Origin of the sequence: Kineosporia sp. A_224 (genome assembly GCF_002198655.1) — a bacterium.
Taxonomy (GTDB): domain Bacteria; phylum Actinomycetota; class Actinomycetes; order Actinomycetales; family Kineosporiaceae; genus R-H-3.
The window spans coordinates 23377-49914 of the sequence record NZ_MWLN01000038.1 but is presented as its reverse complement, the minus strand read 5'-3'; the positions used below and the strand labels follow the sequence as shown (position 1 = coordinate 49914).

The following is a 26538-nucleotide window of genomic DNA, read 5'->3' as shown; positions in this document are numbered from 1 at the left end:
AGCAGCGAAGCGGTTCGTCCGTGCCTACCGGCGCGGGGGAGGCCGTCTGCAGCGTGCCCGGCCACACGAGGCGGGCGACCTGGCGGCGCCCGGAGCGCACCAGCTCGGCGGGCCCCCCGCGCCGGTAGGCACGGACGAACCGCTTCGCTGCTCGGCGCGCCCGGGTACGGACGGCGCTCACGGACCCTGGCTCGGACACCCTCGTCACCTCGACATCAACGATTCCGGACACGCAGAGCCAGTCGCTCAGCGTGGTCGATCCACAGCGGAATGTAGTGCATCGTGTCGCCCTGGAGGATGCTCACGGCGGGACTGGTTCAGCCGGTGCCGGGGCCCGTCGATGGGATGTACCTCACGAAACACGCGTGACACCTGACGACGGGACGCTATCGACGTGACGGCAGCCGAGAGCAGCGAGCGCTGGTCCCCGCCCCGGGACACCGCGGAGCACGCCCGCCTCGCCGAGGCGGCGGGCACGGACGCGCCCTGGCGGCTGTGGGGCCCCTACGTCGCGGGGCGGCAGTGGGGCACGGTCCGGGAGGACTACTCGGCGTCCGGCGACGCGTGGAACGCCTTCCCGTTCGACCACGCGCACCGGCGCGCCTACCGCTGGGGCGAGGACGGCCTCGGCGCGGTCTGCGACCGGTTCGGCTTCCTCAACCTCGGCGTCGCGCTCTGGAACACCCGGGACGACCGGATCAAGGAGCGGCTCTTCGGCCTGGCCAACGGCGAGGGCAACCACGGCGAGGACGTCAAGGAGTACTGGTGGGCCGTCGACGGCACCCCGACCCACTCCTGGATGCAGTGGATGTACCGGTACCCCCAGGAGGCGTTCCCGTACGAGCGGCTGCGCACCGAGAACGCCGCACGCGGCCGGGACGAGCGCGAGTACGAGCTCGGGGACACCGGCGTCCTCGACGGCAACCGGTTCTTCGACGTCCTCGTGACGTACGCCAAGGCAGGCCCGGACGACCTCTGCGTCGAGATCACGGCGACGAACCAGGGGCCCGACGCCGCCCCGCTGCACCTGCTGCCGCAGCTGTGGTTCCGCAACACGTGGGCCTGGGGCCGGGACGGCCGCAAGCCCTCGATGCACCAGCTGCTGCCGCCGACGTTCACGGTGAGCGGGCTGGAGGCCGTCGAGGTCGAGCACGCCCACCTCGGCCGCTACCACCTCGCGGCCGAGGGCACGCCCGTGCTCCTGTTCTGCGACAACGAGACCAACGCCGTCGAGCTCTTCGGCGCCGCCCGGAACGCGACGCCGTACCCGAAGGACTCGGTCGACAAGCGGGTCGTCCACGGGGACACCAGCGTCGTCAACCCCTTCGACGAGGGCACCAAGGTCGCCGTCTGGTACGTCTTCGACGCGGTGCCGGCGGGGGAGTCGGTGACGGTCCGGCTCCGGCTCGGCCGCGCGCTGCCGACGACGGGCACGTTCGGCCCGGAGTTCGACGCCGTCCTCGCCGCGCGCAAGCAGGAGGCCGACGAGTTCTACGCGCAGGTCGTCCACCCCGACATGCCCGACGAGGACCGGCACGTCGCCCGCCGCGCCTACGCCGGGCTGCTGTGGACCAAGCAGGTCTACCGGTACGACGTCCAGGAGTGGCTCGAGACCGACCCGTCCCCGGAACCCGCTGCCGGGCAACGGGATGCGCCGGGCGTGCGGAACACGGGCTGGAAGCACCTCTACCTCGCCGACGTGCTCTCGATGCCCGACGAGTGGGAGTACCCGTGGTTCGCCGCGTGGGACCTCGCCTTCCACGCGATCCCGCTCGCGCACGTCGACCCCGGCTTCGCCAAGGAGCAGCTGCTGCTCATGTGCCGCGAGTGGGCGATGCACCCCAACGGTCAGCTCCCGGCGTACGAGTGGGCGTTCGGCGACGTCAACCCGCCCGTGCACGCCTGGGCCGCGTGGCACGTCTACCGGATCGACGGCTACCGCGACAAGGACTTCCTCATCCGGGTCTTCACCAAGCTGCTCCTCAACTTCTCCTGGTGGGTGAACCGCAAGGACGCCAACGGGTCCAACGTCTTCGAGGGCGGCTTCCTCGGGATGGACAACATCGCGCTGTTCGACCGGTCGGCGCCGCTGCCCCCGGGCTTCCGCCTGGAGCAGTCCGACGCGACGAGCTGGATGGCCTTCTACTGCCAGCAGATGTTCAAGATCGCGCTCGAGCTCGCCCGCACCGACAAGGCGTGGGACGACGTCGCGACGAAGTTCTTCGAGCACTTCCTCGCGATCGCCCAGGCGATGCGGTCGTTCGGCTCGCAGGGCGAGAGCCTGTGGGACGAGGAGGACGGCTTCTTCTACGACGTCCTCGTCGCGCCCGACGGCTCGACGCAGCCGCTGCGGGTGCGCTCGATGGTCGGGCTGCTGCCGATCCTCGCCGCGACCGAGGTGCCGGCGTGGGTCGGGGAGGAGTGCCCGGACCTGTCCGCCCGGATGCGCTGGCTGCAGCGCCGTCGCCCCGAGCTCGTCCGTCCGCTGCTGTTCTCCAAGGGCGCGGGGGAGCGCAAGATCCTGCTCTCCCTCGTCGACCCGACCCGGTTGCGGCGCATCCTCGAGCGGGTCTTCGACCCCGAGGAGTTCTTCTCCCCGTTCGGGATCCGCTCGCTCACGGCGTCCTGCCGGCAGCCGATCACCGCGCACGTCGCCGGCCGGGACGCCTCGATCGAGTACGAGCCGGGGGAGTCCCGGACGAACCTGTTCGGCGGCAACTCGAACTGGCGCGGGCCGATCTGGTTCCCGGTGAACGTCCTGCTCGCCGACAAGCTCCGCACCATCGGCCGGCACTTCGGCGACACGTTCCAGATCGAGATCCCGACCGGCTCGGGAAAGCTGCACACCCTCGTCGAGGCCGCCGACATCATCGACAACGGGCTGACCGCGCTCTTCCGCCCGGTCGCCGGTCGCCGTCCCGCGGACGGCGACCGGATCGAGGCCTCGGCCGACCCGCTGTGGGCCGACCACCCGACGTTCAGCGAGTACTTCGACGGCGACACCGGTGAGGGCCTCGGCGCGAGCCACCAGACCGGCTGGACGGCGCTCGTCGCGCACCTGCTCAACCCGCGGCTGCCCCCGGACCCGCGGCGGCGGGGCTGGGCCTGAGGCCGGGGCGCCCGGCGCACGTCGGCCTCAGCTCGCGAGGGCCTGCCCGCCGCCCGTGAGGTACCGCAGCGCCGAGGCCGTGTCGGGGCAGGCCTGCGCCCGCACCCCGCCGCCCACCGTGCTCCAGCCGCGGACGATCACCGCGACGAGTGCGTTCGCGCCGGTGACCGCGACCCGGCAGCGCTGCGGGCCGAAGGTGCGCCGGTTGACGAGCTTCGCCTCGGACAGCAGCCGCGGCGACGTGAGGATGCCCTGGACGTCGACGTGGAGCAGGGGCGCGCCACCCGCCCGCGCCACCTCCTGCTCGCTCGCCGCGATCCGGGCGAGCAGTGTCGCCTCGTCGGTGCTGCGCAGGTCGACGTACAGGTAGGGGACGCCTGCGTGGTCGCGCCACTCGCACCCGTCCACGCCCACCTCCTCAGCATCGGCCGCGCGCGGGCGGTCGTGCCGGCCCGGTGGCCGCCATGTCCAGGATCGGTGGTCCCGGCCGGGCCCCGGAAGCCGCCGCCCGGACGACCTCCGGACGGGTGAGCCGTCACCGCTCGTGACCGGCCGGAGCGGGTGCGGGCCCGGAGCAGGAGGGAGGCGTCGTGGCCGTCGAGCGGGCGCCGGGTCAGGGTGCCGACGCGTCCGACGAGCGACTACCGGGCACCGCTGCGCGCGCGCTTTGCTCTGCCCTCACCAGCGAGCCAACGGTTCGGTCGCATGCCTGCTCGTCCCGGGAGGGGCTGCGTCGATGCTCGGGTCGATGCTCGGGTCTGGGCCGTCGTGATCACGACGCGGAGCGCCCGAGCACGGACCCGAGCTCGCCCGTCGTCGCTGCACCCGTCGCCGCAGGGGGATGCACGTCAGGGCGCGCACGGGTCTTCAACCACCGGTGCGACGTGGCTCGCTGGTGATGGCAGAGCAAAGCACCCGGCAGGGGAGTGCCGCCGTCGAGGCCGGCCCGGCGTCAGCGGACGGCGGGCGGTGCCGGCCGCCGTGAGCTCAGCAGCAGCGTCGCGGCCGCGACCGCGAGCGCTGCGGCGACGCCCGCGGACCCGCCGCCGGTGAGCACGTGCCAGGTGAGGCTGTGGCCGCCGCCGCCCGCGAGCAGCGCGCTGACGCCGTCGTGCGCCGCGCCCGTGAGCGCCGCGCCGAGGACGGCGCCCGCCGCGACGGCCCGCAGCCGCAGGCCCGGCACACGCCGTCCGCGGGCCGCGGCCGGCTCGACGGGCGCCGGGGCGGCCCGGCGCCACCGGAGCACGAGGTCGACCACGAGCACGACGAGACCGAGCGCGCTGCAGACGACCTGGGCCCAGTCGGCGCCCGAGTACCGGCCGTGCATCTGCGCCAGCCAGGGCACGTGCTCGGAGCCCCAGTGGCCGTCGTGCGTGAAGCCGTCCCAGAGCACGTGCGTCGCCGCGCCGACGGCGAGCGAGACGACCGTCATGCCGAGCGCCGCGGGCCGCAGGTACCGGCGCAGCCCGCTGCCGGCGTCCGGGTGCAGCCGGCGGCGGACCGCCGCCGGGGCCAGCAGGACGGCCGCCGGGGCGAGCAGCGACTGCCACACCGCGAAGACGGCCAGACCGAGGACGACGTCGGCCCCGAGGACGCCGTCGACCGCCTCGTGGGTGAGGCCCGAGCCGAACGGCGAGGGGACGTAGTACGGGATGTCCGGCGCCATGCTCCCGATGACGAGCGCGGCCGGGACGAGCGCGACCCGGCCGCGGGTCCAGCGCATGAGCGGCAGGACGGCGGCGGGGTGGCTCCCGGTGAACGGCATGCACCCACGCTAGGCAGACCGGTGCCGCCGCGGTCGCGCCGTCGCGGCGCATCCACGGGGTCTCCACGGGATCCCCACACCCGGGCAGCCCCGCCCCGCGCCCGCACTACACGCTGCGCCGGTAGGCCCGCCCCTCCCACGGCCCCAGCCGCAGCCCGCCGTCGGCCGCGGCGTCGCCCGCGACGACCTCCGCGCCCGACCACAGGTGCGCCTGCGGCACGACGGGCTCCTGCTCCTGCGCCGTGAAGTTGCCGAGCACGAGGATCTCGGTGGGACCCAGCCGGCGGGTGAACGCGTACACGTGCGGGTCGTCGGGCAGGAGCATCGTGAAGTCGCCGAGGGCGACGGCCGGTTCGGTGTGCCGCAGGTCCGCGAGGCGGCGGTAGTGGTGCGCCACGGACGACGGGTCGGCCCACGCGGCGGCGACGTTGACCTCGGTGCGGTTCGGGTTCACCGCGATCCACGGTGTGCCGGTCGTGAACCCCGCCTGCGGGCCGTCGTCCCACTGCACGGGGGTGCGGGCGTTGTCCCGGCTCATCGGCCGCAGCACCGCGAGGACGTCGTCCGGGTCCTGGCCGGCCGCGACCGCCGAGCGGTAGTGGTTGAGCGACTCGACGTCGCGGAAGTCCGTGATCGCGGGGAACGGCGCGTTCGTCATGCCGATCTCCTCGCCCTGGTAGACGTAGGGCGTCCCGCGGTGCAGGTGCAGGACGGTCGCGAGCATCTTCGCCGCGGCGACCCGGTGCTCGCCGTCGTCGCCCCACCGGGACACGATCCGCGGCTGGTCGTGGTTGTCCCAGTAGAGGCTGTTCCAGCCGGTCCCCGCGAGCCCGGTCTGCCAGCGCCCGAAGGTCGCCTTGAGGGCGCGCAGGTCGAAGGGGACGGGGTCCCACTTCGAGGCACCGTGGTCGATCCCGACGTGCTCGAACTGGAACACCATGTCCACCTCGGCACGGGCCGGGTCGGTGAACAGCCGGGCGTCCTCGACCGTGACACCGGGCATCTCGCCGACGGTGAGCAGCCGGTCGGGCCGGCCCGCGAAGACCTCGCGGTGCATCTCGGCGAGGAACTCGTGGATCCGCGGCCCGCACGTCCAGTGCGGCGAGCCGTCCCCGAGCGCCGCCCCGCCCGCGCCGGCGGGGGCCGCGACGTGCCCGTCGGGCAGCGACCCGTCGGCGCCGACCGCCTTGCTGATGAAGTTCACGACGTCCATCCGGAAGCCGTCGACGCCCCGGTCGAGCCAGCGCCGCATCATCGCGTAGACCGCCTGCCGGACCTCGGGGTTCTCCCAGTTGAGATCCGGCTGCTGGGTCGCGAACAGGTGCAGGTAGTACTCCCCGCTCGCCTCGTCGTACGTCCAGGACGGGCCGGAGAAGAACGACGCCCAGTTCGTCGGCTCGGCGCCCGGGGTGCCGGGCGTCATCCCCTCGCGGGCCGGCCGCCACCAGTACCAGTCGCGCTTCGGGTCGTCCTTCGACGAGCGGGACGCGACGAACCACGGGTGCTCGTGCGAGGTGTGGTTGACGACGAGGTCCATGACCAGACGCATGCCCCGCGCGTGCAGCCCCTCGACGAGCGCGTCGACGTCCGCGAGCGTGCCGAACGTGGGGTCGACGTTCTCGTAGTCGCTGATGTCGTAGCCGTTGTCGTGCTGCGGCGACCGGTACACCGGCGACAGCCACACGACGTCGACGCCGAGCCGCTCCAGGTGGTCCAGGTGGTCGATGACGCCGCGCAGGTCGCCGATCCCGTCACCGTCGGAGTCGGCGAAGCTGCGCGGGTAGACCTGGTAGACGACGGCGGAGGTCCACCAGGGCGGGGCTGCGGGGTCCATGCCTGAACGCTCCCAGCGCTCCGGGGGCGGGGCAAGGCGCGCGGGCCGGGGTCGACGCGCGGGGCCCGGTGATCGACGGCAGGCTGACGTCCATGACCTCGTCGCAGACACGTGAACCGCTGGAGACGGACGTCGTCGTCATCGGCGGCGGACCGCCCGGGGAGAACGTCGCGGGCACGGTCCGCGCCGCGGGCCTGGAGTGCGTGCTCGTCGAGCGCGAGCTGTTCGGCGGCGAGTGCTCGTACTGGGCGTGCATCCCGAGCAAGGCCCTGCTCCGCCCGCTCGACGTGCACGCCGCCGCGACCCGGCTGCCCGGGCTCACCGTCGGCGAGGTCGACGCCGCGGCCGTCCTCGCCCGCCGGGACTGGTTCACCGGCCGCGCGGACGGTGCGCCGTTCGCGCACGACGACGCGTCCCAGGAGTCCTGGGTCGCGAGCACCGGCGCCGTCGCCCTGCGCGGTGACGCACGGCTCGACGGCCCGCGCCGGGTCGTCGTCGAGACCTCGGACGGCGCCCGCACCGTGCTCGCGCGGCAGGCCGTCGTCCTCGCCGTCGGGACCGACGCCGCGGTCCCGGACGTGCCGGGGCTGCGGGCCGCCGCACCGTGGACGAGCCGGGAGGCGACCGACGCGCGGTCGGTCCCGCGGCGGCTGCTCGTGCTCGGCGGCGGGGTCGTCGCGTGCGAGATGGCGCAGGCGTTCCGCGGCCTCGGTGCCGCCGAGGTCACGGTCGTCGAGCGCGGCGAGCGGCTGCTCGGGCGCGCCGAACCCGTTGCGGGGGAGCTGGTCCGGGCCGCGTTCGAGGAGGCGGGCATCGACGTCCGCACCGGCACCGGCGTCGTCCGGGTGAGCCGTCCGGCGGCCGGCGGCGAGGTGACCGCCGAGCTCGACGACGGGACCACCGTCGTCGCGGACGAGATCCTCGTCGCGACCGGCCGGTCGCCCCGGACGGCCGGGCTCGGGCTGGAGTCCGTGGGCCTGACCGCCGAGCACCTGCACCGCGGCTACGTCTCCGTCGACGACACCCTCGCGGTGACCGGGCCGGGCCTCGACCCGGCCGCGCCCTGGCTCTACGCCGTCGGCGACGTCAACGGCCGGAACCTGCTGACCCACATGGGCAAGTACCAGGCCCGGGCCTGCGGTGCCGCGGTCGCCACGCGCGCCGCGGGGCGCACCGTCGCCCCGGACGCACGGTTCACCGCCGCGACCGCGACCGCCGACGGGCTCGGCGCCCCGGCGGTCGTGTTCACCGACCCGCAGGTCGCCTCCGTCGGGCTCACCGCGGCGGCGGCGCGCGAGCGCGGCCTCGACGTGCACGTCGTCGACCACGACCTGGGCGCGGTGTCCGGCGCCGCCCTGCTCGCGGACGGCTACCGGGGGAGCGCCCGGCTCGTCGTCGACCGCGCCCGGCGGGTCGTCGTCGGCGCGACGTTCATCGGCCAGGACGTCGCCGAGCTGCTCCACTCGGCGACGGTCGCCGTCGTCGGCGAGGTGCCGCTCGAGCGGCTCTGGCACGCCGTCCCGTCGTTCCCCACGATCAGCGAGGTGTGGCTGCGGCTCCTCGAGGCATACCCGGACGCCGCAGGCGCCGTCGACGAGTGACGCCGTCCGGCGCATCGTTTGCCCACGAGCACAGATTCCGGCATCCGGGATGATCCCCAGGAACGCGAATGGGTCCCCGCTCGTCGGGCAGTGCAGGAGCACGTACCGACCGACGACACGAGAAGGAGACCCCCATGGGCCTGTTCAAGGGTGCCGCCAAGGCCGGGATCGCTGCCAAGGCCATCCAGGTCGTCCGCCGCGAGGCGGCCAAGCCGCAGAACCAGGCGAAGGCCCGGGAGCTGTTCGCCAAGCTGCAGAACCGCCGCCGTCCGGGCGGCACGCCGCCGGCGAACCGCCCGCTCTGACCCGGCCGCAGGACCGGTGATGGCCGTCAGACGCTGACGGTCATCACCGAGCCGAGCACGCTGCCCACCTGTGCGAGCCGGTACAGCTCGCTGCGGTGGAAGTCCACGCCCTCCTGGCGGACCAGGAGCAGGCCGAGGGGACCGTTGCCGATCGGCACGAGTGCTGTCCCGCTGTACGCAAGGCCGGTCGCCGGGTCCATGAGCGTCACCGCGCCCAGGCGCAGCGGTGCCGTGATCCGGACCGCGTCCGGGGCCGGGGCGTCGCGGCTGACCGCGAGCACGTCCTCCTGGGCGCCGGTGGCGTCGAAGACGAGGACGGCGGCCCAGTCGGCGCCGAGCGCCCCCGGCGCACCGTCGACGAGCGTGCGCACGGCCCGGTCCGGCTGGGCGAGCACCTGCTGGCACAGCTCGAGGTCGGTGTGCCCGGTCACCGGGGGGACCGGCTGCTGGACGCCCGCGACCTGGATCCCGGGCTCCGCGCTGACGGCCGACGTCACCGCCGCGAGGTGGACGGCGTCGCGCACCGTGACGAACACGTCGTCGAGCGCCCGCCCCGCCTGGCTCTCGAGCACGTCGACCGCGGCGATGTCGCCGCCGGCCGCGCCGATGGCCGTGGTGACCCGGCCCAGCGTGCCGGGCGAGTCCGGGACGCTGATCCTCAACCGCGCGAGCACGTCGCCTCCTCGGATCCGTTCACCTGGTGCTTCGGGTCAGCCAAGCATCTCAGAGCCGCGTTCCGAGGGTGTTTCACCGTGCCGTCATGATGGGGCCGTGACCGGTGACCCCTGGGCGAGCACGTGAGGGGCACCGCCGTCACCCTTCGGTCGATCGCCGTCCCGGCCTACGGGCCGCCGCTGCTCTACGGCATCGGCCAGGGCGCCGTCGCACCGGCGATCGCGCTCTCGGCTCGCGACCTCGGTGCCTCCCTCGGGGTCGCCGGGCTCGTCGTGGCGGTCCTCGGTGTGGGGCAGATCGTCGGCGACGTCCCCGCCGGGGCGCTCGCGGCCCGGGTCGGCGAGCGGCGCGCGATGCTGCTCGCGGTCGCCGTCGCGGTCGCGGCCCTCGCGGGCTGCCTCCTCGCACCGAGCGTCGCCGTCCTCGGCGCGTCGGTGTTCGTCCTCGGCCTGGCGAACAGCGTCTTCGGGCTCGCCCGCCAGACGTACCTGTCGGAGGTCGTCCCGCTGCACCTGAGGGCGCGGGCGCTCTCGACGCTCGGCGGCACGCTGCGGATCGGGATGTTCGCCGGGCCGTTCCTCGCGGCGCCGTTCATCCGGGCCGGCGGCACCGACGCGGCGTACGCCCTCCATCTCGTCGTCGCCGTCCTCGCGGCCGTGGTCCTGCTCGTCGTCCCCGACCTGACCCGGCCCGTCGACGGCCGCTCCGGGCGCCCGCCGCGGGCCCGCCCCGCGGGGGTCGTCGCCGTCGTCCGGCGGCACCGGCGGGTGCTCGTGCACCTGGGCACCGCCGTCCTGCTCGTCGGGGCGGTCCGGGCCTCGCGGCAGGCCGTCATCCCGCTGTGGGCGGACCATCTCGGGCTCGACGCGGCGACGACGAGCGTCGTCTACGGCATCAGCGGCCTGCTCGACACGCTGCTGTTCTACCCCTCGGGCAAGGTCATGGACCTGCGCGGCCGGGCCTTCGTCGCCGTCCCGTCGATGGCGGTGCTCGGGCTGGCGCACCTGCTGCTGCCGCTCACCGCGGGCCTGCCGTCGCTCGTGGCCGTCGCCGTCCTCATGGGGATCGGGAACGGGATGGGCGCCGGGGTGGTCATGGTCGTCGGCGCGGACGTCGCCCCGCCGGGCAGCCGCGCCGAGTTCCTCGGTGTCTGGCGGCTCTTCCACGACGCGGGGAGCGCGGCCGGGCCGCTCGTCGTCTCGGCCGTCACGGCCCTCGTCGCCCTGGGGCCGGCGGTCGCGGTGATGGGACTCGTGGGGGTCGGTGCCGCCGGGCTGCTCGCCCGCCGGCTGCCCGGCGTCGCGCCGGGCGGGGCCGCCCCGGCAGGTCCGGCCGGCCCGGATGCCGGACAATGACGTCGAGAGCGATGCGTGCCGGACGGCGCGGCGCACCGGTCGGGTGACGCCCGCACCGGCAGGAGGGGTGGCATGACCGACCGGCGGACCGTGGACCGAGCGACGGCCAAGAAGTGGAAGGACCTGCTCGCGAGCGAGCGGGAGGCGGCCCAGCTGTACGAGCGCCTCGCCGCCGGCGAGAGCGGCGAGCGGGCCGACATCCTCCGCGAGCTCGCCGAGGTGGAGCGGCGGCACGCGGCGCACTGGGAGAGCCGGCTGCGCGAGGCCGGGCAGACGGTGCCCGAGCCGACCGGCCCGGGGCTGCGGACGCGCACGATGGGGCTGGCCGCCCAGCGGCTGTCGCTGGACGCCGTGCTGCCGCTCATCGAGCGGGCCGAGCGCGGCGACGCCGGGATCTACGACGCGGACCCGGACGCGGCCCCCGGGATGGCGGACGACGAGCGCGGCCACGCGCGGACGCTCGCAGCCCTGCGTGACGGCGGCGGCGACAAGGGGGCGAAGACCGGCACGGGCGGGCGGCCCCAGGACGCCCCCGGCCGGATCAACCGACGCGAGCCGTGGCACCGCGGCGACCGCTCCGGGGCGCTGCGGGCCGGCATCTTCGGGGTGAGCGACGGGCTCGTCTCGAACACCGCCCTCGTCATGGGCTTCGCGGGCTCCGGCGCCTCCCGGTCGGCGGTGCTGCTCGCCGGGGTCGCCGGCCTGCTCGCCGGCGCGTTCTCGATGGCTGCCGGGGAGTACGTGTCGATGTCGGGCCAGCGCGAGATGTTCGAGCGCGAGATCGAGCTCGAGGCCACCGAGCTGCGGGACAAGCCGGAGGAGGAGCTCGAGGAGCTCGTCCTCATCTACCGCGCCAAGGGGCTGCCCCGGGAGCAGGCCCGCGAGGTCGCGACGAGCATCATGAGCGACAAGGACGTCGCCCTCGACACGCTCGCCCGTGAGGAGCTCGGGCTCGACCCGGACGCCCTCGGGTCACCGTGGGGTGCCGCGTTCTCCAGCCTGGTCGCCTTCGCGATCGGCGCGGTCGTCGTCATCGTCCCCTACCTCTTCGGGGGCGGGACGACGGCGTTCGTCACGGCGGTCGCCCTCGCCGTCGCCGCGATGGCGGCCGTCGGGGCCGGGATCGGCGTGCTCAACGGGCGCTCCCCGGTCCGGTCCGCCGTCCGGCAGGTCGTCGCCGGCACGCTCGCGGCCGGGGTCACCTACGTCGTCGGCGCGATCATCGGGACGACCGTCGCGGGCTGACGGCCGGCGGACCATCGCGGGGGACCGAGGTCGCCGGGCGCCGCGGACCGACCGAACTACACTCGTGTCATTCGAGGCGAACCGGACGCCCGGGCACGGCGGGGCCGTGCGGACGGCCGCCACGACCCGAGGGAGGCGGTCATGGCGTCCTGCCGCCGCTGCACGACCGACCTGGTGCACTGCCACGGCACGCTCGTCCGGCACTCCGGGGGCGATGTCGAGTGCAGCGATCCCGGCTGCGAGGGCCGGGTCGCCGTCCACGACTTCGTCATCCGCTGCGGGGACGTCGAGTCGGGCTGCTGCGCGCAGCCGCCCGTGCGCCTTCCGGTGCCCGCGGGCCGGCTGCCCGCACCGGCGCGCAGCGCCTGAGACCGGCGGCCCTCCCCGGCGCCGTACGGTGACCTCCGTGGGCACCGTACGGGTCGGGATCTCTGGCTGGCGCTACCCGCCGTGGCGGGGGTCGTTCTACCCGCCGGGCCTGGCGCAGCGCCGCGAGCTCGAGCACGCCTCGCGCCGGCTGTCGAGCATCGAGCTCAACGGCTCGTTCTACGCGCTGCAGCGCCCGGAGTCGTACGCCGGCTGGGCGCGCGAGACGCCCGATGCGTTCGTCTTCTCGGTGAAGGGCCCGCGCTTCGTCACCCACCTCAAGAAGCTCGCCGGCGTCGACGTGGCGCTCGCGAACTTCTTCGCCTCCGGTCTGCTGGCCCTCGGCCCCAAGCTCGGCCCGGTCCTGTGGCAGCTGCCGCCGAACCTGGGGTTCGACGCGGACCGGCTCGACGCCTTCTTCGCGCTCCTGCCCCGCACCCACGCCGAGGCGGCGGCGCTCGGCGCCGGGCACGACGAGAAGGTGGACGGCCGGGCGTTGACGACGACCGCGACGCCCGGGCTGCCGCTGCGGCACGCCCTGGAGGTCCGGCACGCGAGCTTCGGTGACGCGGCGGCGGACGGCCGGCTGCTCGACGTCCTCACCCGGCACGGGGTCGCCCTCGTCACCGCGGACACCGCGGGCAAGTGGCCGTGGCTGGCGCACCTCACGAGCCCGGACCTCACGTACGCCCGGCTCCACGGGGACGCCGAGCTCTACGTCAGCGGGTACGACGACGACGCGCTCGACCGCTGGGCGGACCGGGTGGGCGAGTGGGCCGCGACCGGGCGCGACATCTTCGTGTACTTCGACAACGACGCGAAGGTCCGCGCCCCGTACGACGCGCAGGCGCTCGCCGCGCGGCTCGGTATCGCCTGGCCGGCGGGGGGCGCATGACGACGCGACTGCTCCTGCTCGCCGACACCCACGTGCCCGCGCGGGCCGGGGACCTGCCCGCCGAGGTATGGCGCGAGGTCGCGGCGGCGGACGTCGTCGTCCACGCCGGTGACTGGGTGGACATCGGCCTGCTCGACCGGCTCGAGGCCGCCGCCGCGAGGCTGGTCGCCGTCCACGGCAACAACGACCACGGCGCGTTGCGCGAGCGGCTGCCCGAGGTGGCGCGGGCCGAGGTGGCAGGCCTGCGCCTCGCCGTCCTCCACGAGACCGGCGCCGCTCCGGGGCGGGAGGCGCGGTGCGACACGGACCCGCGGATCGCCGGGGCCGACGTCCTCGTGTTCGGGCACTCGCACATCCCCTGGGACACCGTGACCCCCGCGGGTCTGCGCCTGCTCAACCCGGGGTCGCCCACCGACCGGCGCCGGCAGCCGCGGTGCACGTACATGACGGCGACGGCCGACGACGGGGTGCTGCGCGACGTGCGCCTCGTCGCGCTGCCGCTCAGGCCCCCCGGCCTGTCTTCTCCTGCAGTCGGTCGATGAGCTCGGACGCCTGGGCCTTCGTGAGGCCGTCGGGGACCTCCTCACCGGCCTCGCGGGCGAGGGTCGTCAGGTAGCTGTGCTGCGGGCCGGTCATCGGCTCGTCGCCGGTGACCCACTGCTCGACGGGCTTGGTCGCGTCGTCCGCGCCGGACTGCTGGTCGGGTGCCTGGCTCATACCGGCACGCTATGCACGCCCCGCGACCGCGCACGGCGACCTTGCCCCGGTCCGTGACGCGACGAGGCCCGCACCGTGGGGTGCGGGCCTCGTCGCGTCCGGGGGAGGAGCCCCGGGTCGTGCGGTCGGCGGTCGTCAGGCCGCCGGGTGAGGACGGTCAGGCCTTCACGGGCTCGATCCGCTCGTGGACGCCACCGACGACCGCGTCGGCCGCGGTGCGCCGCGAGTGGACGATGCCGAGGATCGACAGGAGGAACATGAGCGCCGCACCGACGTAGGAGACGGCGGCCGCGATACCGGCGATCTTGCCCATGGTGCCGAACGCGTAGGCGTTGAGGAGCAGGCCGCGCAGCGTCTCGCCGCGGAACATGGTCTGGACCTGGCCGGCCAGCTCGGTGTCCTGCGGGTTGGCGCGGGACAGCGTGCTCAGCTCGGAGTAGGTCTTGCCGCCGGCGATCTCCTCGAGGTGCTTGGCGATGAACTGGTCGGCGTAGGCGCCCGCCTGCTCACCGGTGGTGAGCTGCTGGCCGCCGTACTGCTGGAGCCCGGGGTAGGTCTTCGCGTCGAGGCCCTCGCTGCCGGCCGGCGGGAAGAAGATCTTCTGCGCGACGAGCTGGTCGTGGACCTGCGTGTTGACGAAGGAGGAACCCCAGGACAGGAGCGCGCCGGCGACGAGAAGGATGACCGCGACAACGAGGCCGGCGGCAGTGAGCAGTGTGTCGAACGTCTTGCGTCGCATGACGATCTCTCCTTGTGGGTGAAGGCATCGTGCTGGTGGACCGGCACCTGGTGGGCGGCGGGAGAATCGCTTCTCGGGGTAAAGCATCGCCCGCCTGTGCGCCGCCTGTGCGGGTCATACGTCCCGATGGTTGAAGTCTCATCTCTTATGTGGTTGAGGTCTCATCTCTTGGCGCAGGGCATCGATCGGCCGGGCAGAACCGCCTGGTGAGGAACGGGTTCTGCGGTGCCGCGCCCGATTGCGCCGGCCCGCAGCGGATCTACGGTCCGGCCGTGGACGCATCCCGGGACGACATCCCGCCGGTCCCGCACGGCGTGACCGAGGGCGCTGCCGGCGGCTCCGGCGAGAGCGTCGTCACGGTCGTCGTCCCGATGGTCGCGAACCTCGCGATCGCCGTCGCGAAGGCCGTCGGGGCGCTCCTGAGCGGTTCCGCCGCAATGCTTTCCGAGGCGGCGCACTCCCTCGCGGACACCGTCACCGAGGTGCTGCGTCGCGCTCCGCCGCGGGGCCAGGCCGCGGACCGGCGCCACCCCGTCGGCTACGGCCGCGAGTCCTACCTGTGGGCCCTGCTCGCGGCGGTCGCGACGTTCGTCGCGGGGGCGGTCGTCTCCGTCATGGAGGGGGTCGACAAGATCCGTCACGGCGAGGAGGCCGGCGACCCTCGGGGGTCGTACGTCGTCCTCGGCGTCGCGTCCGTGCTCATCGGGCTCGTCCTCGTGGTCGTCGCGGTCGTGCTGGCCCGGGCCAGCTCGAGCCTGCTCGTGGGCCGCTCGGCGATCCCGTCGCTCGACGACGCGCTGCGCGGCGAGCTCGAGTCACTGCCAGGGGTGGAGTCCGTCCCGGTGTTCGTGACGACCGTGCTCGGCCCCGGCCGGCTGTTCGTGGCCGCGAAGGTCGAGTTCGCGGACGGCTGCACCGCCGATGACATCGAGCGGGTCGCGGACGAGGCCGAACGACGCCTCGTCGCGCGGTACCCCGGCGTCGAGCAGGTGTTCCTCGACCCCACCGCCCGGACCGCCCGGACCGCCCGGACCGCCCGGACGCAGCGCCCGCAGGAACGGGCGCACGGGTAGCCCGCGGACGAACCGGGCGCCGTCCGCCCACGTCGTGCCGTCGTCGAGGAAACGCAGCACCCGCAACGGGTCGTCGCCACCGAACATCGCCACGAAGGCCGGGCCCAGCACTGCGGGCTCGCGGGCCAGCACCCGGAGGAACACCGTGTCGAGCCACCGATGCCGCCACGGCCGGTGCGGCACGGCGAACGGGTGCCCGTGCTCGACGAGGGAGCGGACGACGGCCGCGGCGTCACGCTGGATCGCCCCGAACCCGTAGCCGCTGCTCGCCCGGACGAGCCCGCCGGCCGCCCCGATCGCGAGCACCCGCCGTCCCCGGCGGTGCGGCGCCTGCGGCCGCAGGGCGATGGTGCCGTGCTCGACCCGCCCGACCCGGAACCGGCCGGCGGCGAGCACCCCGCGCAGGTAGGCGGTGAGCTCCCGGCCCACCTCGGTCGGGGTCGGGCCGAGGACCCCCGACGGGACGTAGGCCGTGTGCTCGACGAGCGCCGTCCGCCGGTCCTGGGGCAGGACGTGGACGAAGGCGGCCCGGCCGCAGGGCAGCCGGGCGTCGCAGAGCACGGCGGTGCCCGGGTCGAAGACGTTCCGGTCGGTGTGCACCTGCCACCCGGTGAACTCCATCCGGTGCCCGGCGCCCGCCGGCCGCGGGCCCCGCGCCCCGGGCCGCCGCCCCGGCCAGGTCCCGGTGCTGTCGAAGACCCAGGCAGCCTCGACGGTCTCGCCGTCGACGACGACGCGGGCGCCGTCGCGCCCGTCCACGACCGCCGTCGCCCGGGCGCGCACGATCTCGATGCCGCAGGTGCGGGCGACCGCGGTCGCGGCCACGTCCCGCAGCGCCCGCAGGCTCACGACCCGGTAGCGGTACGGCGCGAGGTCGACGAGCCGGGTCGCCCGGTCGGTGACGACGGCGACGCTGTCGTAGGCGCGCTCAGCGGCCGCCTCGACCGGGCCGTCCTGCGCGCTCCACCAGCCCCACGAGCGGTCGGCGGACCGGTCGTGGTCGAGGGGGGCCTCGTCGACGACGAGCACGCGCCGGTCTCCCCACCCGTCCGTCGCGAGGCGGGTGGCGAGCGTCAGGCCCGCTGCTCCGCCGCCGACGACGACGGCGTCGAGCATGCGTCCATCCCATGCCACGTGGCGGTGCCCCGGCCCGGGACGGAGGTCGCGGACCGGGGCACCGGAGCCACAGCCGGTGGACGGGTCAGGCCGCGTGCGGGTGCAGCACGACCTTGGTGTAGCCGTCGATCCGCTTGTCGAACTTGTCGTACGCGTCCGGGGCGGCGTCGAGCGGCAGCTCGTGGCTGACGATGACGCTGGGCTCGGCCCGCCCGGACACGATGAGGTCGCGGAGGTAGCGGTTGTAGTTCTTGACGTTCGCCTGCCCCGTCGCGAGCGACAGGCCCTTCTCGAAGAGCTTGCCGAACGACAGGGCGAGCTTGCCCTGCTTCGCGGCGTCGTCCGCGCCGCCCGGGTCGCTCGGCACGTAGAGGCCGGGGATCCCGAGGGCACCGGTCGGGTTGACGACGTCGATGAGGCCCTCGAGGACGACGTTCGCCTGCTCCTGGTCGTTCCGGCCGGTCGCCTCCGCGCCGTCCTTCGACGGCGTGCCCCCGCTGTGCCCGACGGCCTGGTAGCCGACGGCGTCGATGCCGCGCATGACGCCGTCACCGCCGCGCAGGTCGCGGATCTGCTCCGCCGGGTCGCCCTTGCCGAAGTCGATCGGCACGCAGCCGAGCTCCTCGGCGGCCTTGAGCCGCTCCGGGACCCGGTCGACGACGTAGACGACGGAGGCGCCCTTGATGAGGCTCGAGTAGGCGGCCATGATCCCGACCGGTCCGGCACCGAAGACGGCGACCGTGTCGCCCGGCTGCACGCCGGCCATGTGGGCGCCGTGGTAGCCGGTGGGGAAGATGTCGGAGAGCATCGCGAAGTCGGCCTCGTGGTCGGTGCCCTTCGGGAGCTGGAGGCAGTTCCAGTCCGCGAACGGCACGCGCAGGTACTCGGCCTGGCCGCCGGTGTAGGGGCCCATGCTCACGTAGCCGTAGGCGCCGCCGGCGAAGCCGGGGTTCACCGTGAGGCAGAACCCGGTGTAGCCCCGCTCGCAGTTGAAGCAGAAGCCGCAGCCGACGTTGAACGGCAGGTTGACCCGGTCACCCTTCTTGACGGTCGCGACACCCGGGCCGACCTCCTCGACGACGCCCTGGTTCTCGTGGCCGAAGACGATGCCGGGCTCGGCGCCGGTCCGGCCCTCGTACATGTGCAGGTCGGAGCCGCAGATGCAGGTCGAGGTGACCCGGACGACGACGTCCGTCGGGGCCTGGATCTTCGGATCCTCGACCTCCTCCACCGCAACCTCGAACGGACCCTTGTAGACGACTGCCTTCATGGGAGCGCGTCCCCCTCTTCGTATCGGTCTTCCGCTGTGTGCTTGCACCTGCCCCCTGCCCCTCGGGCATGGTCGTCATGTGTCGCGCAGGCGCCGGACCGGGGCGGGACCTCCGGCCCGGCCCCGCGCGGCTCGTTCGGGTCCGTCCGGGCGACACGCCGTCCGGCGGGCGCAGAGCCGGCCGAAGGACTTGTGGTGCGTGCCGAAGAGGAGTCGACTGGGGGCCAACCGGTTCCGCGACCGGAACCGGTCCAGCGGATCGAGGAGGCGCGATGTCGACCAGCGTGGAGTCGGAGGCGCAGACCGTCGGGAAGCCCGACGGCCCGCAGACACCGGCAGCCGTCACAGCGAGCGCAGCGGTGTCCGCACCGCTGACCCATGTGTGGGAGGTGCTCGTGAGCCCGGCCGGCTCGCAGGCCCTGCTCGGCGACGGTGCGGTGCTCGGGGCCAAGGGCGAGCCCTATCACTGCGAGGACGGGACCTACGGGGTCGTCCGCAGCTACCACCCCCTGGAGCAGCTGCGCGTCTCGTGGCACTCCGCCGCGGACAGCCCGGCGACGATCGTCGAGGTCGACCTGCGTGCGGACGGCGACACCACGGTCCTCGACCTCAGCCAGACCCATCTCCACGACGGCCTCGACCTCGTCGCGCTCGAGGAGCGCTGGACGCAGGCCCTGACCTCGGTCGCCGGCGCCGCGCAGGCCTGACCCGCGGCGCCGTCCTGACGTCGCCTCGCGGGCCCGGTCCTCGACAGAGCAACGGCCCGGACGACGTCGCAGCCGCCTCCTGACCCGGGGAGCGGTGACCGCCGGCACGGTCGCCCTCCCCGGTCGGGAGGCCGGTGCGTGCGCGCCCTCGGCCCCTCAGAGGTAGATCGCCGTGCAGGACGACGGGGAACTGCCTCAGAGGTGCTTGAGCGCCTCGCGCCGGGCCAGCGGGGTCAGCTCCGGGTGCTCGTCGCAGAACTGCCGGACGGCGTCCGGCCGGTGCCGCGCGTGGGTGCGCAGCGCCCAGCCGATCGCCTTGGCCACGAAGAACTCCCGGTCGTCCGCGCGCCGCGCGCAGAGCTCGAGGAGCAGCGCCTCGTCCGTGGCGCGGCCGTAGCCGAGCTGGTGGATGACCGCCGACCGGACGAGCCACGGGTCGTCGTCCTCGACCCAGGCGCGCATCGTCGCGACGAGCCCGGGGTGCGCCGCGACGAGCGGCCCGACGGCGACTGCGCGCAGGCTGTCCACGGTGTCCCACCACGCCTTGCTCGTGAGCAGCGGCAGCACGGCCGACGTGAGGAAGCCGGGGCCGAACCGCTGGGCGCGCCGCGGCGTCCCGAGGAAGCGCCCGAGCAGGTCGCACGCCGCGTACTGATACTCCCGGCCGGCGAGCCGCCACAGCTGGCCCGTGGCCGCCGCGAGCTCCTCGGGGGAGGGCTCGGGCAGGTCGCCCCACGACTCCGCGAGCAGGCCCCGTCGGCGCGGCGTCGGGATCCCGATGAACGGGAACCGGTCGCGCATGTAGGCGCTCATGTCGCGCGCGCGGCCGGGGTCGCCGGCCGGCTCGAGGACGAGCATCGAGCGGACGACGACCTCGTCGACCCAGCCCAGGGCCGCGGTGGGGCGCTCTGCCACGTCGACCACCGTGCCACGCGGTGCGGTCACGAGCGCAAGGTCCGCCCCGTGCACGTCGCTGTCCGTGCTGTCCACGCCCATCGCGGTCCTACCTCACCCTCACGTGATCCCTGATCGTCACTCTAGAGAGTCGCGCGGTCACATGTGGTGAGTTCTCGGCAGTGGTCGGGTCCGGGCGGTGCGCCGCACCGGTGCGGCCGGGGGAACCGCGACCCGGATGATGACGTCGTGGTCGGCATGAGGATGCGCATCCCCGGCGTCACGGCCGTGCCGGTGCACGGGCCGGACGGCTCCGTGTGGCACGTCGGCGTCGAGTGGCTGCCCCGGACGCCGCGACTGCGCCGGTGGTGGACGCGCCGCGTGCGGGCGACGGACGTCGTCGGCGATGCGGACCTCATCGACACCACGGGCGGCGGCGACGTCGTCGCCTCGGTCCTCTACGCCATCGGCACGGCCGTCGTCGTCGTCCTGCTCGTGCTCTTCGTCGTCCCGGCCCTGCTGCTCGTCGTCGACGTCGTCCTGCTCGTCGTGGCAGCCCTGCTCGGCGTGCTCGCGCGCGTGCTGCTCGGGCGGCCGTGGCGGGTCGTCGCGCGGTGCACGAGCGGGCCGTCGGCGGGCGAGGAGCAGGTCACGGCGGTGGCCGGCGTCCGGCAGGCGCGCCGTGCGCGGGACGACCTGCGGGCGGCGATCGCCGCTACAGCCAGTCGCGCCGCTTGAAGACCGCGTAGAGGCCGCCGCTCAGGCCGACCATGACGAGCAGCGACGTCCAGAAGCCGCTCGCGTGCCCGAAGCCGGGGTAGGGCACGTTCTGCCCGTAGAACCCCGTGACGGCCGTGGGGACCGCGATGATCGCCGCCCAGCTCGTGACCTTCTTCATGATCCCGTTGAGCCGGTTCCCCTGGATGGTCAGGTTCGTCTCGAGGATCGTCGCGACGAGGTCGCGCAGCGACTCGGTCCACTCCGTCGCGCGCAGCACGTGGTCGTAGACGTCCTGGTAGTAGGGCGCCATCGCGTCGTCGACGACCTGCAGGTCGCGTCGCAGGAGCGAGTTGACGACCTCCCGCATCGGCAGCACGACCCGGCGGGCGAGGACGAGCGACTTGCGCAGCTCGAACGAACGGCGCTGCACCTCCGAGGAGTGCGGCCGCTCGTCGAAGAGCAGGTTCTCGAGGTCCTCGATCTCGTCGTCCAGGCCCTGCACGGTGGCGAAGTGGCTGTCGACGACGACGTCGAGCAGGCCGTGGAGCAGGAACGCGACGCCGTGCTTGGCGAGGTCCGGGGAGGCGTCCCACCGCTCGACGACCGCGTCGACGTCGAAGCCGTCCGCCGGGCGCACCGTCACCAGCGCCTGGGACGTGACGAACGCGAGGACCTCGTCGACGCCGATCCGGCCGGTGGCACGGTCGAGCGCGACGCCGTACGCCGCGATGAACAGGTGGGTCGCGTACCGGTCGAGCTTGGGCCGCTGCCGGGCGGACACGGCGTCCTCGACGGCCAGCCCGTGCAGGTCGAGCTCGCCGGCGACCAGCTCGAGCTCGGCGGCGGGCGCGTGGCACAGGTCCGCCCAGACGACGGCCGACGGGTCGGACAGGTGCTCGGAGATCTCCTCGAGGGGGAAGTCCTCGGCCTCGAGCACCCCGCCGCGGTACAGCCGTGTGCGCGCCACACGCCCACGGTAGCGCCGGGGCGTCGCACCACCCGACGACGTCCGGTCCGGATCGGGCTGGACCCTCACGTGACGTGACGCCCTAGCGTCGTCCCCGGCGGGCGGACGACGGCCGCGGACGAGGGCGGGGACGAGGGCGCGGAGGCGGGTATGGACGGCAGCGCGGGTGACGGGACGGACGGCGGGGGGCTGCCCGTCGGCGAGGTCGCCCGGCTCGCGGGGGTCACGGTGCGGACGCTGCACCACTACGACGAGATCGGGCTGCTGCGCCCGGGCGGCCGCACGGCGGCCGGCTACCGGCTCTACGACGAGACCGACCTGCTGCGGCTGCAGCGGGTGCTCGCCTACCGCGAGCTCGGGTTCTCGCTCGAGGAGGTCGCGCGGCTGCTCGCGCCGGGCGCCGGGGGCGGCACGGCCTCGCCCGACGACGAGCTGGCGCTGCTGCGGCGTCAGCGGGACCAGCTCGTGGCACGGATCGAGCGGCTCCGGACGGTGCTGCTCGCGGTCGAGACGACGATGGAGGCACGGACGATGGGTATCGAGCTCACCCCGCAGGAGATCCTCGAGGTCTTCGGCGACGACGACCCCACGCAGTACGCCGACGAGGCGGCCGAACGCTGGGGGGACACCGACGCGTACAAGCAGTCCCAGGCGCGGGCCCGCTCCTACGGCAAGGCCGACTGGGCGCGGATGAAGGCCGAGCAGGAGGCGTGCACCGCGGCGTACGCCGACCTGTTCCGGGCCGGTGCGGCCGCGGCGGGCTCGGAGGCGATGGATGCGGCGGAGGCGCACCGGCAGCTGATCACCCGGTGGTTCTACGACTGCGACCACACGATGCACCGGGGCCTGGCGGACATGTACGTCGAGGACCCGCGCTTCACCGCGCACTACGACGCGCACGCCCCGGGCCTGGCCGCGTGGGTGCGTAACGCCGTGCACGCGAACGCGGACCGCGCGCAGTCCTGACCGCCGCGCCGGCCGGGGCGGGCCTCAGCCGCTCAGGGCCGCCGTCGCGGGTCCGCAGGAGCGGGCAGGGGCCGGCCGCGCACCGGCGTTGACCCGGGAGAGGAACGACCGCGCGACGGGGACCGCGGCCCCGGCCCCGGAGCCGCCGCGCTCGACGACGACGGCGAACGCGAGGTCGCGCTGGTAGCCGGTGAACCAGGCGTGCGCGCCGACCGGCTCGGGCTCGCCGTACTGCGCGGTGCCGGTCTTGCCGGCGACGGCGGCGCCGGGTGCCGTCCGCAGCGCCCGCGCCGTGCCCGAGCGGACCGTCTCGCACATGAGCGACTGCAGCGTCGCGACCCGTGCCGGGTCGAGCGTCGGCCCGGTGACCGGGGCGGGCGCCCCGGCGCCGAGCACCAGCGTCGGTGCGCGGTACCGGCCCTCGGCGATCGTCGCGGACGTCAGCGCCATGCTCAGCGGGCTGACGACGACGTCGCCCTGGCCGATGAGCGACGCGGCGTGGACAGCGGTCGTCCGGGTCGGCGGCACGGAGCCGGAGAACGCACCCAGCCCCAGGCTCGGCGCCGGGACCCCGATCCCGAGGTCCTTCGCGGCGATCTGCAGGTCGCGGTCGCTGACCTGCGCCCCGAGCCCGGCGAACGCGGTGTTGCAGGACGTCGCGAACTGCCGGGCGAGCGAGGCCCGCCCGTGGGGCCGGCGGTCCGCGTTGCGGAAGACGTTGTCGCCCACGGTGATCGAGGCCGGGCAGTCGTAGCGCTCGGCGACCGTGCGGCCGTGGCCGGTGAGCGCCCAGGTCGTGACGATCTTGAACGTCGAGCCCGGCGGGTAGGCCCCGAGCAGCGGGCGGTCCCACTCCTCGCCGACGTTGCTCGCCACGGCGAGCACACGCCCGGAGCGGCGGTCGACGGCGACGAGCGAGGTCCGGCCGCCCGCCCGGTCGACGGCCTGCTGGGCGGCGGCCTCGACCCGGGCGTCCAGGGTCAGCCGGACGGGCGTCCCGGGGGCGGGGCGGCCGAGGACGGCGAGCACGGCGCCGCCCGGGCTCGCGTCCGCCGCGACCGGGCGGGGCGCGAGGGTGCCCTCGTCGGGCACCGGGACGACGACGACCCGCTGGCCCGGTGTCCCGCGCAGCCGTCCGTCGTAGGACCGCTGCAGACCCGTCGTCCCGACGAGCTCGCCGGCGACGACCCGACCGCCGGAGGCCCGGGCGGCAGCCTCGGTCGCGGGCAGCGCCTCGCCGAGCAGCGCGCGGCCGTACGTCGGCGTGCGGGGGACCGCGGCCGTCATCCGCGTCGCGGTGACCCCCTTGATCCGCAGGGCCTCGCGGCTCACGTCCCGCCAGCGGCCCGTCCGCAGCATCGCGACCTCGACGGTGGTGCCGCGCCGCACCGACCCGACCTTCGCGACGAGGGCCTTCGGGCTGACGCCGGTGAGGCGGGCGAGGCGCTGGATGTCGCCGCGGGGCCGGATGAGCGCGTTCGTCGCGTAGCGGACGCGGACGACCGTCACGGTGCTCGTCAGCGGCTCGTCCCGGGCACCGAGGATGGCGGCCCGGGCGCCCTGGACGCGTTCGGTGAGCAGCGCGCCGTCCGCCGTGAGGGCGGGGTGCACGATCTGCGGCGACCAGGCGACCCGCCACCGGCTGCCGCGCTCGCGCAGGGTCACCGTCGTGTCGTACGCCCAGGTCCGCCCGCCGTCCACGGTCCACACGACCCGTGCGCGCTGGGTCGCCGTCCGCCCGTCCGCGCCGCGGCGCAGCACGGGGGAGCCGACGAGCGAGACGTCCGAGGGGTTGTCCGGGGAGCGGGTCGTCAGCCCCGCGGTGACCGCTCCCGCGCGCCGCGCCACCGCCGCGGAGAGCGCGTCGGCGTCCGTCACCGGGGCGCCGCCCGTGCTCGAGGCGCGGTCGTAGGTGACCCGGTCGAGGCGGCCGCCCTCCCAGGCCCGGGCGAACGCCGACGCGGCCTGCTGCACGCGCTGGCGGGTCATCCAGTCCCCGATCGCCCCGTGGTAGACCACGGCGGCCAGCCCGAGCAGCGCGACGAGCGCGATCGCGACGCCCGCGAGGACGTCGTCCCGCAGCCGGCGGGGCGCCGGTGCGCCCGGGACGTCGCCGCCGTCGGCGCGGTGCTCGGCCCAGGGGTCGGTGCCGTCACCACCCGCGCCGCCGGCCGCCGGCGGAGGTGCCGCCGGGTCCCCGGCGCTGCCGGGGTCGCCGTCCGTGTCGTCGGTGTCGTCGGCGTCGTCCGCGTCGACCGGTCCGGCGGCTCGCGCCGGCTCCTCCTCGACGACGCCCTCGACGACGTTGCTGCCGGCGGGCACGGTGCCGACGACGGTGACGTCGACCTTGTCCGCCGCCGCCGCGGCCCGTCGGACGTCCTCGGCGGAGGGAGCGGGGGCGGGGGCGGCGTCCCCGGGCTGCGGCACCGGGGCGCCGGTGAGCCGGTCGGGGGACTGCCAGGACTGCGACCACCGCGACGGCGGCCCCCAGGCGTACGACCGCCCCGACCGCTCGGCGGCGCGCCCCGGGGACGGCAGGAAGCGGTCGAGGAGGGCACCGAGGAGCGTGCTCGCCTGCGACGCCACGGCGCCCTCCCGAGATCCGGCGGACCGGCCGACCGGTCCACGAACGGCGGACCGGGGCGACGCTCCGCGACGGGGCATCACCGGTCCGGGGTGAATGATCACAGTGCGTGCAGTCCGCAGGCAACACATCCCAGCAGATCGTCGTGCGATCGCGACCCGGAGGTGCCGGTGGTGCCGGGGTCACAGGCCCGGTCGTGCCGTGGGGGAGCGGTCCCTAGGGTGGAGGCATGCCCGCGCTGCGCCTGGTCCTCAACATCCTGTGGCTCGTCCTCGTGGGGTGGGCGTCCGCGCTCTCCTTCGCGATCGCGGCGCTCGTCATGACGATCCTCGTCGTGACGATCCCGTTCGGCATCGCGTCGTGGCGGCTCGCCGTCTACTCGCTGTGGCCCTTCGGCCGCACCGTCGTCCCCAGCCCCACCGCCGGGACGGCGAGCACGCTCGGCAACGTCCTGTGGTTCGTCCTCGCCGGGGTCTGGATCTTCCTGTCGCACATGGGTGCAGCCATCGCCTTCTGCGTGACGATCATCGGGATCCCGTTCGGCGTCGCGGCGTTCAAGATCGGGCTCGCGGCGCTCGCGCCGCTCGGCAAGCAGATCGTCGACACCGACCGGCTCGTCGCGCTCTGACCCGACCGGCCGGGGCACGGCACCCGGTCAGGGGGCCTTCGCCGGGCTGTTGACGACGGGCGGGAGCGCCGACCACGGGAACTCGATCCACCGGTCCGTGCGGCGCCAGCTGTAGTGCGGCCGGACGACGCTCGCGGGCTTGTCGTAGATCACCGCGCTGCGCACCTCGGCCACGTGCCGGCCGACGAGGTCGAGGACGAGCTCGAGGGTGCGGCCGGTGTCGGCGACGTCGTCGACGAGCAGCGCCCGGGAGCCCGCGAGCTGGGAGAGGTCGAAGATCGGCGGCAGGATCACCGGCTCGTCGAGCCGTGCGTCGACGCCCGTGTAGAACTCGACGTTCAGCGTGCCGACGACCTTGGCACCGAGCGCGTAGGCGATCCCGCCCGCGACAGGCAGCCCGCCGCGCGCGATGCCCAGCACGAGGTCGGGGACGTAGCCGTCGTCCGCCACCTGCTGCGCGAGGTCGCGCACGGCGGTGCCGAACAGCTCCCAGGTGAGGATCTCGCGCGCGGGCGTCGCGTCGACGGCTGCCGTGGTCATCGGGTCTCCCTGCGGTGGCCGGCCGCGGCCGGTGATCCGGGTCGTCCCCGCCAGCGTGCCACCCGGCCGTGGCCCGTAGGTGTCGGTGCTGTGACAAAAGCCGGGTGCTGCGGCCGGGAACACCGTCGTGGGGGCGTGCGTTACCGATATATCGTCAACGCATCGACATGGAGGCACCATCATGAGACGCCCGTTCAACCCCGAGTTCGCCGGCCCCTTCGGCGGACGCCCCTTCCCGGCCCCCTTCGGCCGCCCGTCCGGCGACGCGTCGCCCGGTCCGCACCGGATGGCGCACGAGCCCGGCGACGAGCACGAGCACGGCCGCGGTCGCGGCCCCGGTCGCGGTCCGCGCGGCGGCCGCCGGCGNCCCGGGCTTCCCTCCCGGTGGTCCCGGCGGGCCCGCCGGGCCCGACGGTCCGCCCTGGCGGCACCGCCGGCGGCGGCGCGGCAACGTCCGGGCCGCGATC

General features: G+C 74.9%; 25 protein-coding genes and 1 pseudogene. 13 read left to right on the top strand and 13 right to left on the bottom strand.

Annotated features, from left to right (window positions below):
* Positions 1–199 (bottom strand): hypothetical protein (locus EDJALFJO_RS35320; protein ID WP_233149642.1); only part of this gene is annotated, 199 nt, incomplete at its 3' end.
* Positions 200–394: 195 nt separating this feature from the next.
* Between EDJALFJO_RS35320 and EDJALFJO_RS02670 the strand changes: the two genes are divergently transcribed.
* Positions 395–3109, top strand: a complete 2715-nt coding sequence (locus tag EDJALFJO_RS02670; protein WP_088281931.1) for a glucosidase — start codon at positions 395–397, stop codon at positions 3107–3109.
* A 27-nt stretch (positions 3110–3136) separates the two neighbouring features.
* On the opposite strand, the gene EDJALFJO_RS02665 is transcribed toward EDJALFJO_RS02670, so the two are convergent.
* The 3 genes from EDJALFJO_RS02665 to EDJALFJO_RS02655 form a co-directional block, all read right to left on the bottom strand.
* Positions 3137–3517 (bottom strand): hypothetical protein, encoded by a 381-nt coding sequence (locus EDJALFJO_RS02665; protein WP_088281929.1) that lies wholly within the window; start codon positions 3515–3517, stop codon positions 3137–3139.
* Positions 3518–4061: 544 nt separating this feature from the next.
* A complete protein-coding gene (locus EDJALFJO_RS02660; protein WP_088281927.1) occupies positions 4062–4874 on the bottom strand; it encodes a DUF4184 family protein in 813 nt (270 codons plus the stop codon).
* Positions 4875–4980: 106 nt separating this feature from the next.
* Positions 4981–6708: an alpha-glucosidase gene (locus EDJALFJO_RS02655; protein ID WP_088281925.1), complete on the bottom strand. Its 1728-nt coding sequence runs from the start codon at positions 6706–6708 to the stop codon at positions 4981–4983.
* 92 nt (positions 6709–6800) lie between these two features.
* Here EDJALFJO_RS02655 and EDJALFJO_RS02650 point away from each other — a divergent pair, with 92 nt between their 5' ends.
* A complete protein-coding gene (locus EDJALFJO_RS02650) occupies positions 6801–8309 on the top strand; it encodes an NAD(P)/FAD-dependent oxidoreductase (RefSeq protein WP_088281949.1) in 1509 nt (502 codons plus the stop codon).
* Between the two features lie 134 nt (positions 8310–8443).
* Entirely contained in the window at positions 8444–8614 is a 171-nt protein-coding gene (locus EDJALFJO_RS33960; RefSeq protein ID WP_158220262.1) for a hypothetical protein, read from the top strand.
* Positions 8615–8640: 26 nt separating this feature from the next.
* Here the strand turns inward: EDJALFJO_RS33960 and EDJALFJO_RS02645 are convergent, their stop codons facing one another.
* Complete coding sequence (locus EDJALFJO_RS02645) at positions 8641–9288, bottom strand: ACT domain-containing protein (RefSeq protein WP_088281923.1); 648 nt, start codon at positions 9286–9288, stop codon at positions 8641–8643.
* Between the two features lie 123 nt (positions 9289–9411).
* Here EDJALFJO_RS02645 and EDJALFJO_RS02640 point away from each other — a divergent pair, with 123 nt between their 5' ends.
* The 5 genes from EDJALFJO_RS02640 (at position 9412) to EDJALFJO_RS02620 (ending at position 13692) form a co-directional block, all read left to right on the top strand.
* Positions 9412–10644 carry an MFS transporter gene (locus EDJALFJO_RS02640; RefSeq protein ID WP_233149641.1) on the top strand — a complete coding sequence of 411 codons (1233 nt, stop codon included), beginning with the start codon at positions 9412–9414 and terminating at the stop codon, positions 10642–10644.
* Positions 10645–10716: 72 nt separating this feature from the next.
* A complete protein-coding gene (locus EDJALFJO_RS02635) occupies positions 10717–11889 on the top strand; it encodes a VIT1/CCC1 family protein (RefSeq protein WP_088281919.1) in 1173 nt (390 codons plus the stop codon).
* A 141-nt stretch (positions 11890–12030) separates the two neighbouring features.
* Positions 12031–12258 (top strand): hypothetical protein, encoded by a 228-nt coding sequence (locus EDJALFJO_RS02630; protein WP_088281917.1) that lies wholly within the window; start codon positions 12031–12033, stop codon positions 12256–12258.
* Between the two features lie 28 nt (positions 12259–12286).
* Positions 12287–13150, top strand: a complete 864-nt coding sequence (locus EDJALFJO_RS02625; RefSeq protein WP_369812484.1) for a DUF72 domain-containing protein — start codon at positions 12287–12289, stop codon at positions 13148–13150.
* Positions 13147–13692 carry a metallophosphoesterase gene (locus EDJALFJO_RS02620; protein WP_088281913.1) on the top strand — a complete coding sequence of 182 codons (546 nt, stop codon included), beginning with the start codon at positions 13147–13149 and terminating at the stop codon, positions 13690–13692. Before EDJALFJO_RS02625 ends, EDJALFJO_RS02620 begins: the two co-directional genes overlap by 4 nt.
* On the opposite strand, the gene EDJALFJO_RS02615 is transcribed toward EDJALFJO_RS02620, so the two are convergent.
* On the bottom strand, positions 13652–13867 hold the full coding sequence (locus EDJALFJO_RS02615) for a DUF3072 domain-containing protein (RefSeq protein ID WP_088281911.1): 216 nt from the start codon (positions 13865–13867) through the stop codon (positions 13652–13654). The two genes, EDJALFJO_RS02620 and EDJALFJO_RS02615, sit on opposite strands and share 41 nt — an antisense overlap.
* Before the next feature lie 157 nt (positions 13868–14024).
* The gene (locus EDJALFJO_RS02610; RefSeq protein WP_088281909.1) at positions 14025–14606 is read right to left on the bottom strand and encodes a hypothetical protein; all 582 of its coding nucleotides are present in this window, start codon (positions 14604–14606) and stop codon (positions 14025–14027) included.
* Between the two features lie 272 nt (positions 14607–14878).
* Between EDJALFJO_RS02610 and EDJALFJO_RS36260 the strand changes: the two genes are divergently transcribed.
* Positions 14879–15679, top strand: a complete 801-nt coding sequence (locus EDJALFJO_RS36260) for a cation diffusion facilitator family transporter (protein WP_369812483.1) — start codon at positions 14879–14881, stop codon at positions 15677–15679.
* A 33-nt stretch (positions 15680–15712) separates the two neighbouring features.
* On the opposite strand, the pseudogene EDJALFJO_RS02600 reads toward EDJALFJO_RS36260, so the two are convergent.
* Positions 15713–16795, bottom strand: a pseudogene (locus EDJALFJO_RS02600) (FAD-dependent oxidoreductase); the annotation flags it as partial.
* An 85-nt stretch (positions 16796–16880) separates the two neighbouring features.
* Positions 16881–18065, bottom strand: a complete 1185-nt coding sequence (locus EDJALFJO_RS02595) for a glutathione-independent formaldehyde dehydrogenase (RefSeq protein WP_088281905.1) — start codon at positions 18063–18065, stop codon at positions 16881–16883.
* 272 nt (positions 18066–18337) lie between these two features.
* Here EDJALFJO_RS02595 and EDJALFJO_RS02590 point away from each other — a divergent pair, with 272 nt between their 5' ends.
* On the top strand, positions 18338–18772 hold the full coding sequence (locus EDJALFJO_RS02590; protein WP_198949940.1) for a hypothetical protein: 435 nt from the start codon (positions 18338–18340) through the stop codon (positions 18770–18772).
* A gap of 195 nt (positions 18773–18967) precedes the next feature.
* On the opposite strand, the gene EDJALFJO_RS02585 is transcribed toward EDJALFJO_RS02590, so the two are convergent.
* Positions 18968–19687, bottom strand: coding sequence for a DNA alkylation repair protein (locus EDJALFJO_RS02585; RefSeq protein ID WP_198949939.1), 720 nt, complete (start codon positions 19685–19687; stop codon positions 18968–18970).
* Between the two features lie 228 nt (positions 19688–19915).
* On the opposite strand from EDJALFJO_RS02585, the gene EDJALFJO_RS02580 reads away from it, so the two are divergent.
* Entirely contained in the window at positions 19916–20404 is a 489-nt protein-coding gene (locus tag EDJALFJO_RS02580; RefSeq protein ID WP_088281903.1) for a hypothetical protein, read from the top strand.
* Here the strand turns inward: EDJALFJO_RS02580 and EDJALFJO_RS02575 are convergent.
* On the bottom strand, positions 20382–21353 hold the full coding sequence (locus EDJALFJO_RS02575; protein WP_198949938.1) for a magnesium transporter CorA family protein: 972 nt from the start codon (positions 21351–21353) through the stop codon (positions 20382–20384). The two genes, EDJALFJO_RS02580 and EDJALFJO_RS02575, sit on opposite strands and share 23 nt — an antisense overlap.
* Positions 21354–21503: 150 nt before the next feature.
* On the opposite strand from EDJALFJO_RS02575, the gene EDJALFJO_RS02570 reads away from it, so the two are divergent.
* Positions 21504–22319, top strand: coding sequence for a MerR family transcriptional regulator (locus tag EDJALFJO_RS02570; RefSeq protein ID WP_088281901.1), 816 nt, complete (start codon positions 21504–21506; stop codon positions 22317–22319).
* Between the two features lie 24 nt (positions 22320–22343).
* Here the strand turns inward: EDJALFJO_RS02570 and EDJALFJO_RS02565 are convergent, their stop codons facing one another.
* A complete protein-coding gene (locus EDJALFJO_RS02565; RefSeq protein WP_088281899.1) occupies positions 22344–24905 on the bottom strand; it encodes a penicillin-binding transpeptidase domain-containing protein in 2562 nt (853 codons plus the stop codon).
* 236 nt (positions 24906–25141) lie between these two features.
* Between EDJALFJO_RS02565 and EDJALFJO_RS02560 the strand changes: the two genes are divergently transcribed.
* A complete protein-coding gene (locus tag EDJALFJO_RS02560) occupies positions 25142–25531 on the top strand; it encodes a YccF domain-containing protein (RefSeq protein ID WP_088281939.1) in 390 nt (129 codons plus the stop codon).
* A 27-nt stretch (positions 25532–25558) separates the two neighbouring features.
* Here EDJALFJO_RS02560 and EDJALFJO_RS02555 read toward each other — a convergent pair whose 3' ends face one another.
* Positions 25559–26071, bottom strand: a complete 513-nt coding sequence (locus EDJALFJO_RS02555) for a phosphoribosyltransferase (protein WP_088281897.1) — start codon at positions 26069–26071, stop codon at positions 25559–25561.
* Between the last annotated feature and the right edge of the window lie 467 nt (positions 26072–26538).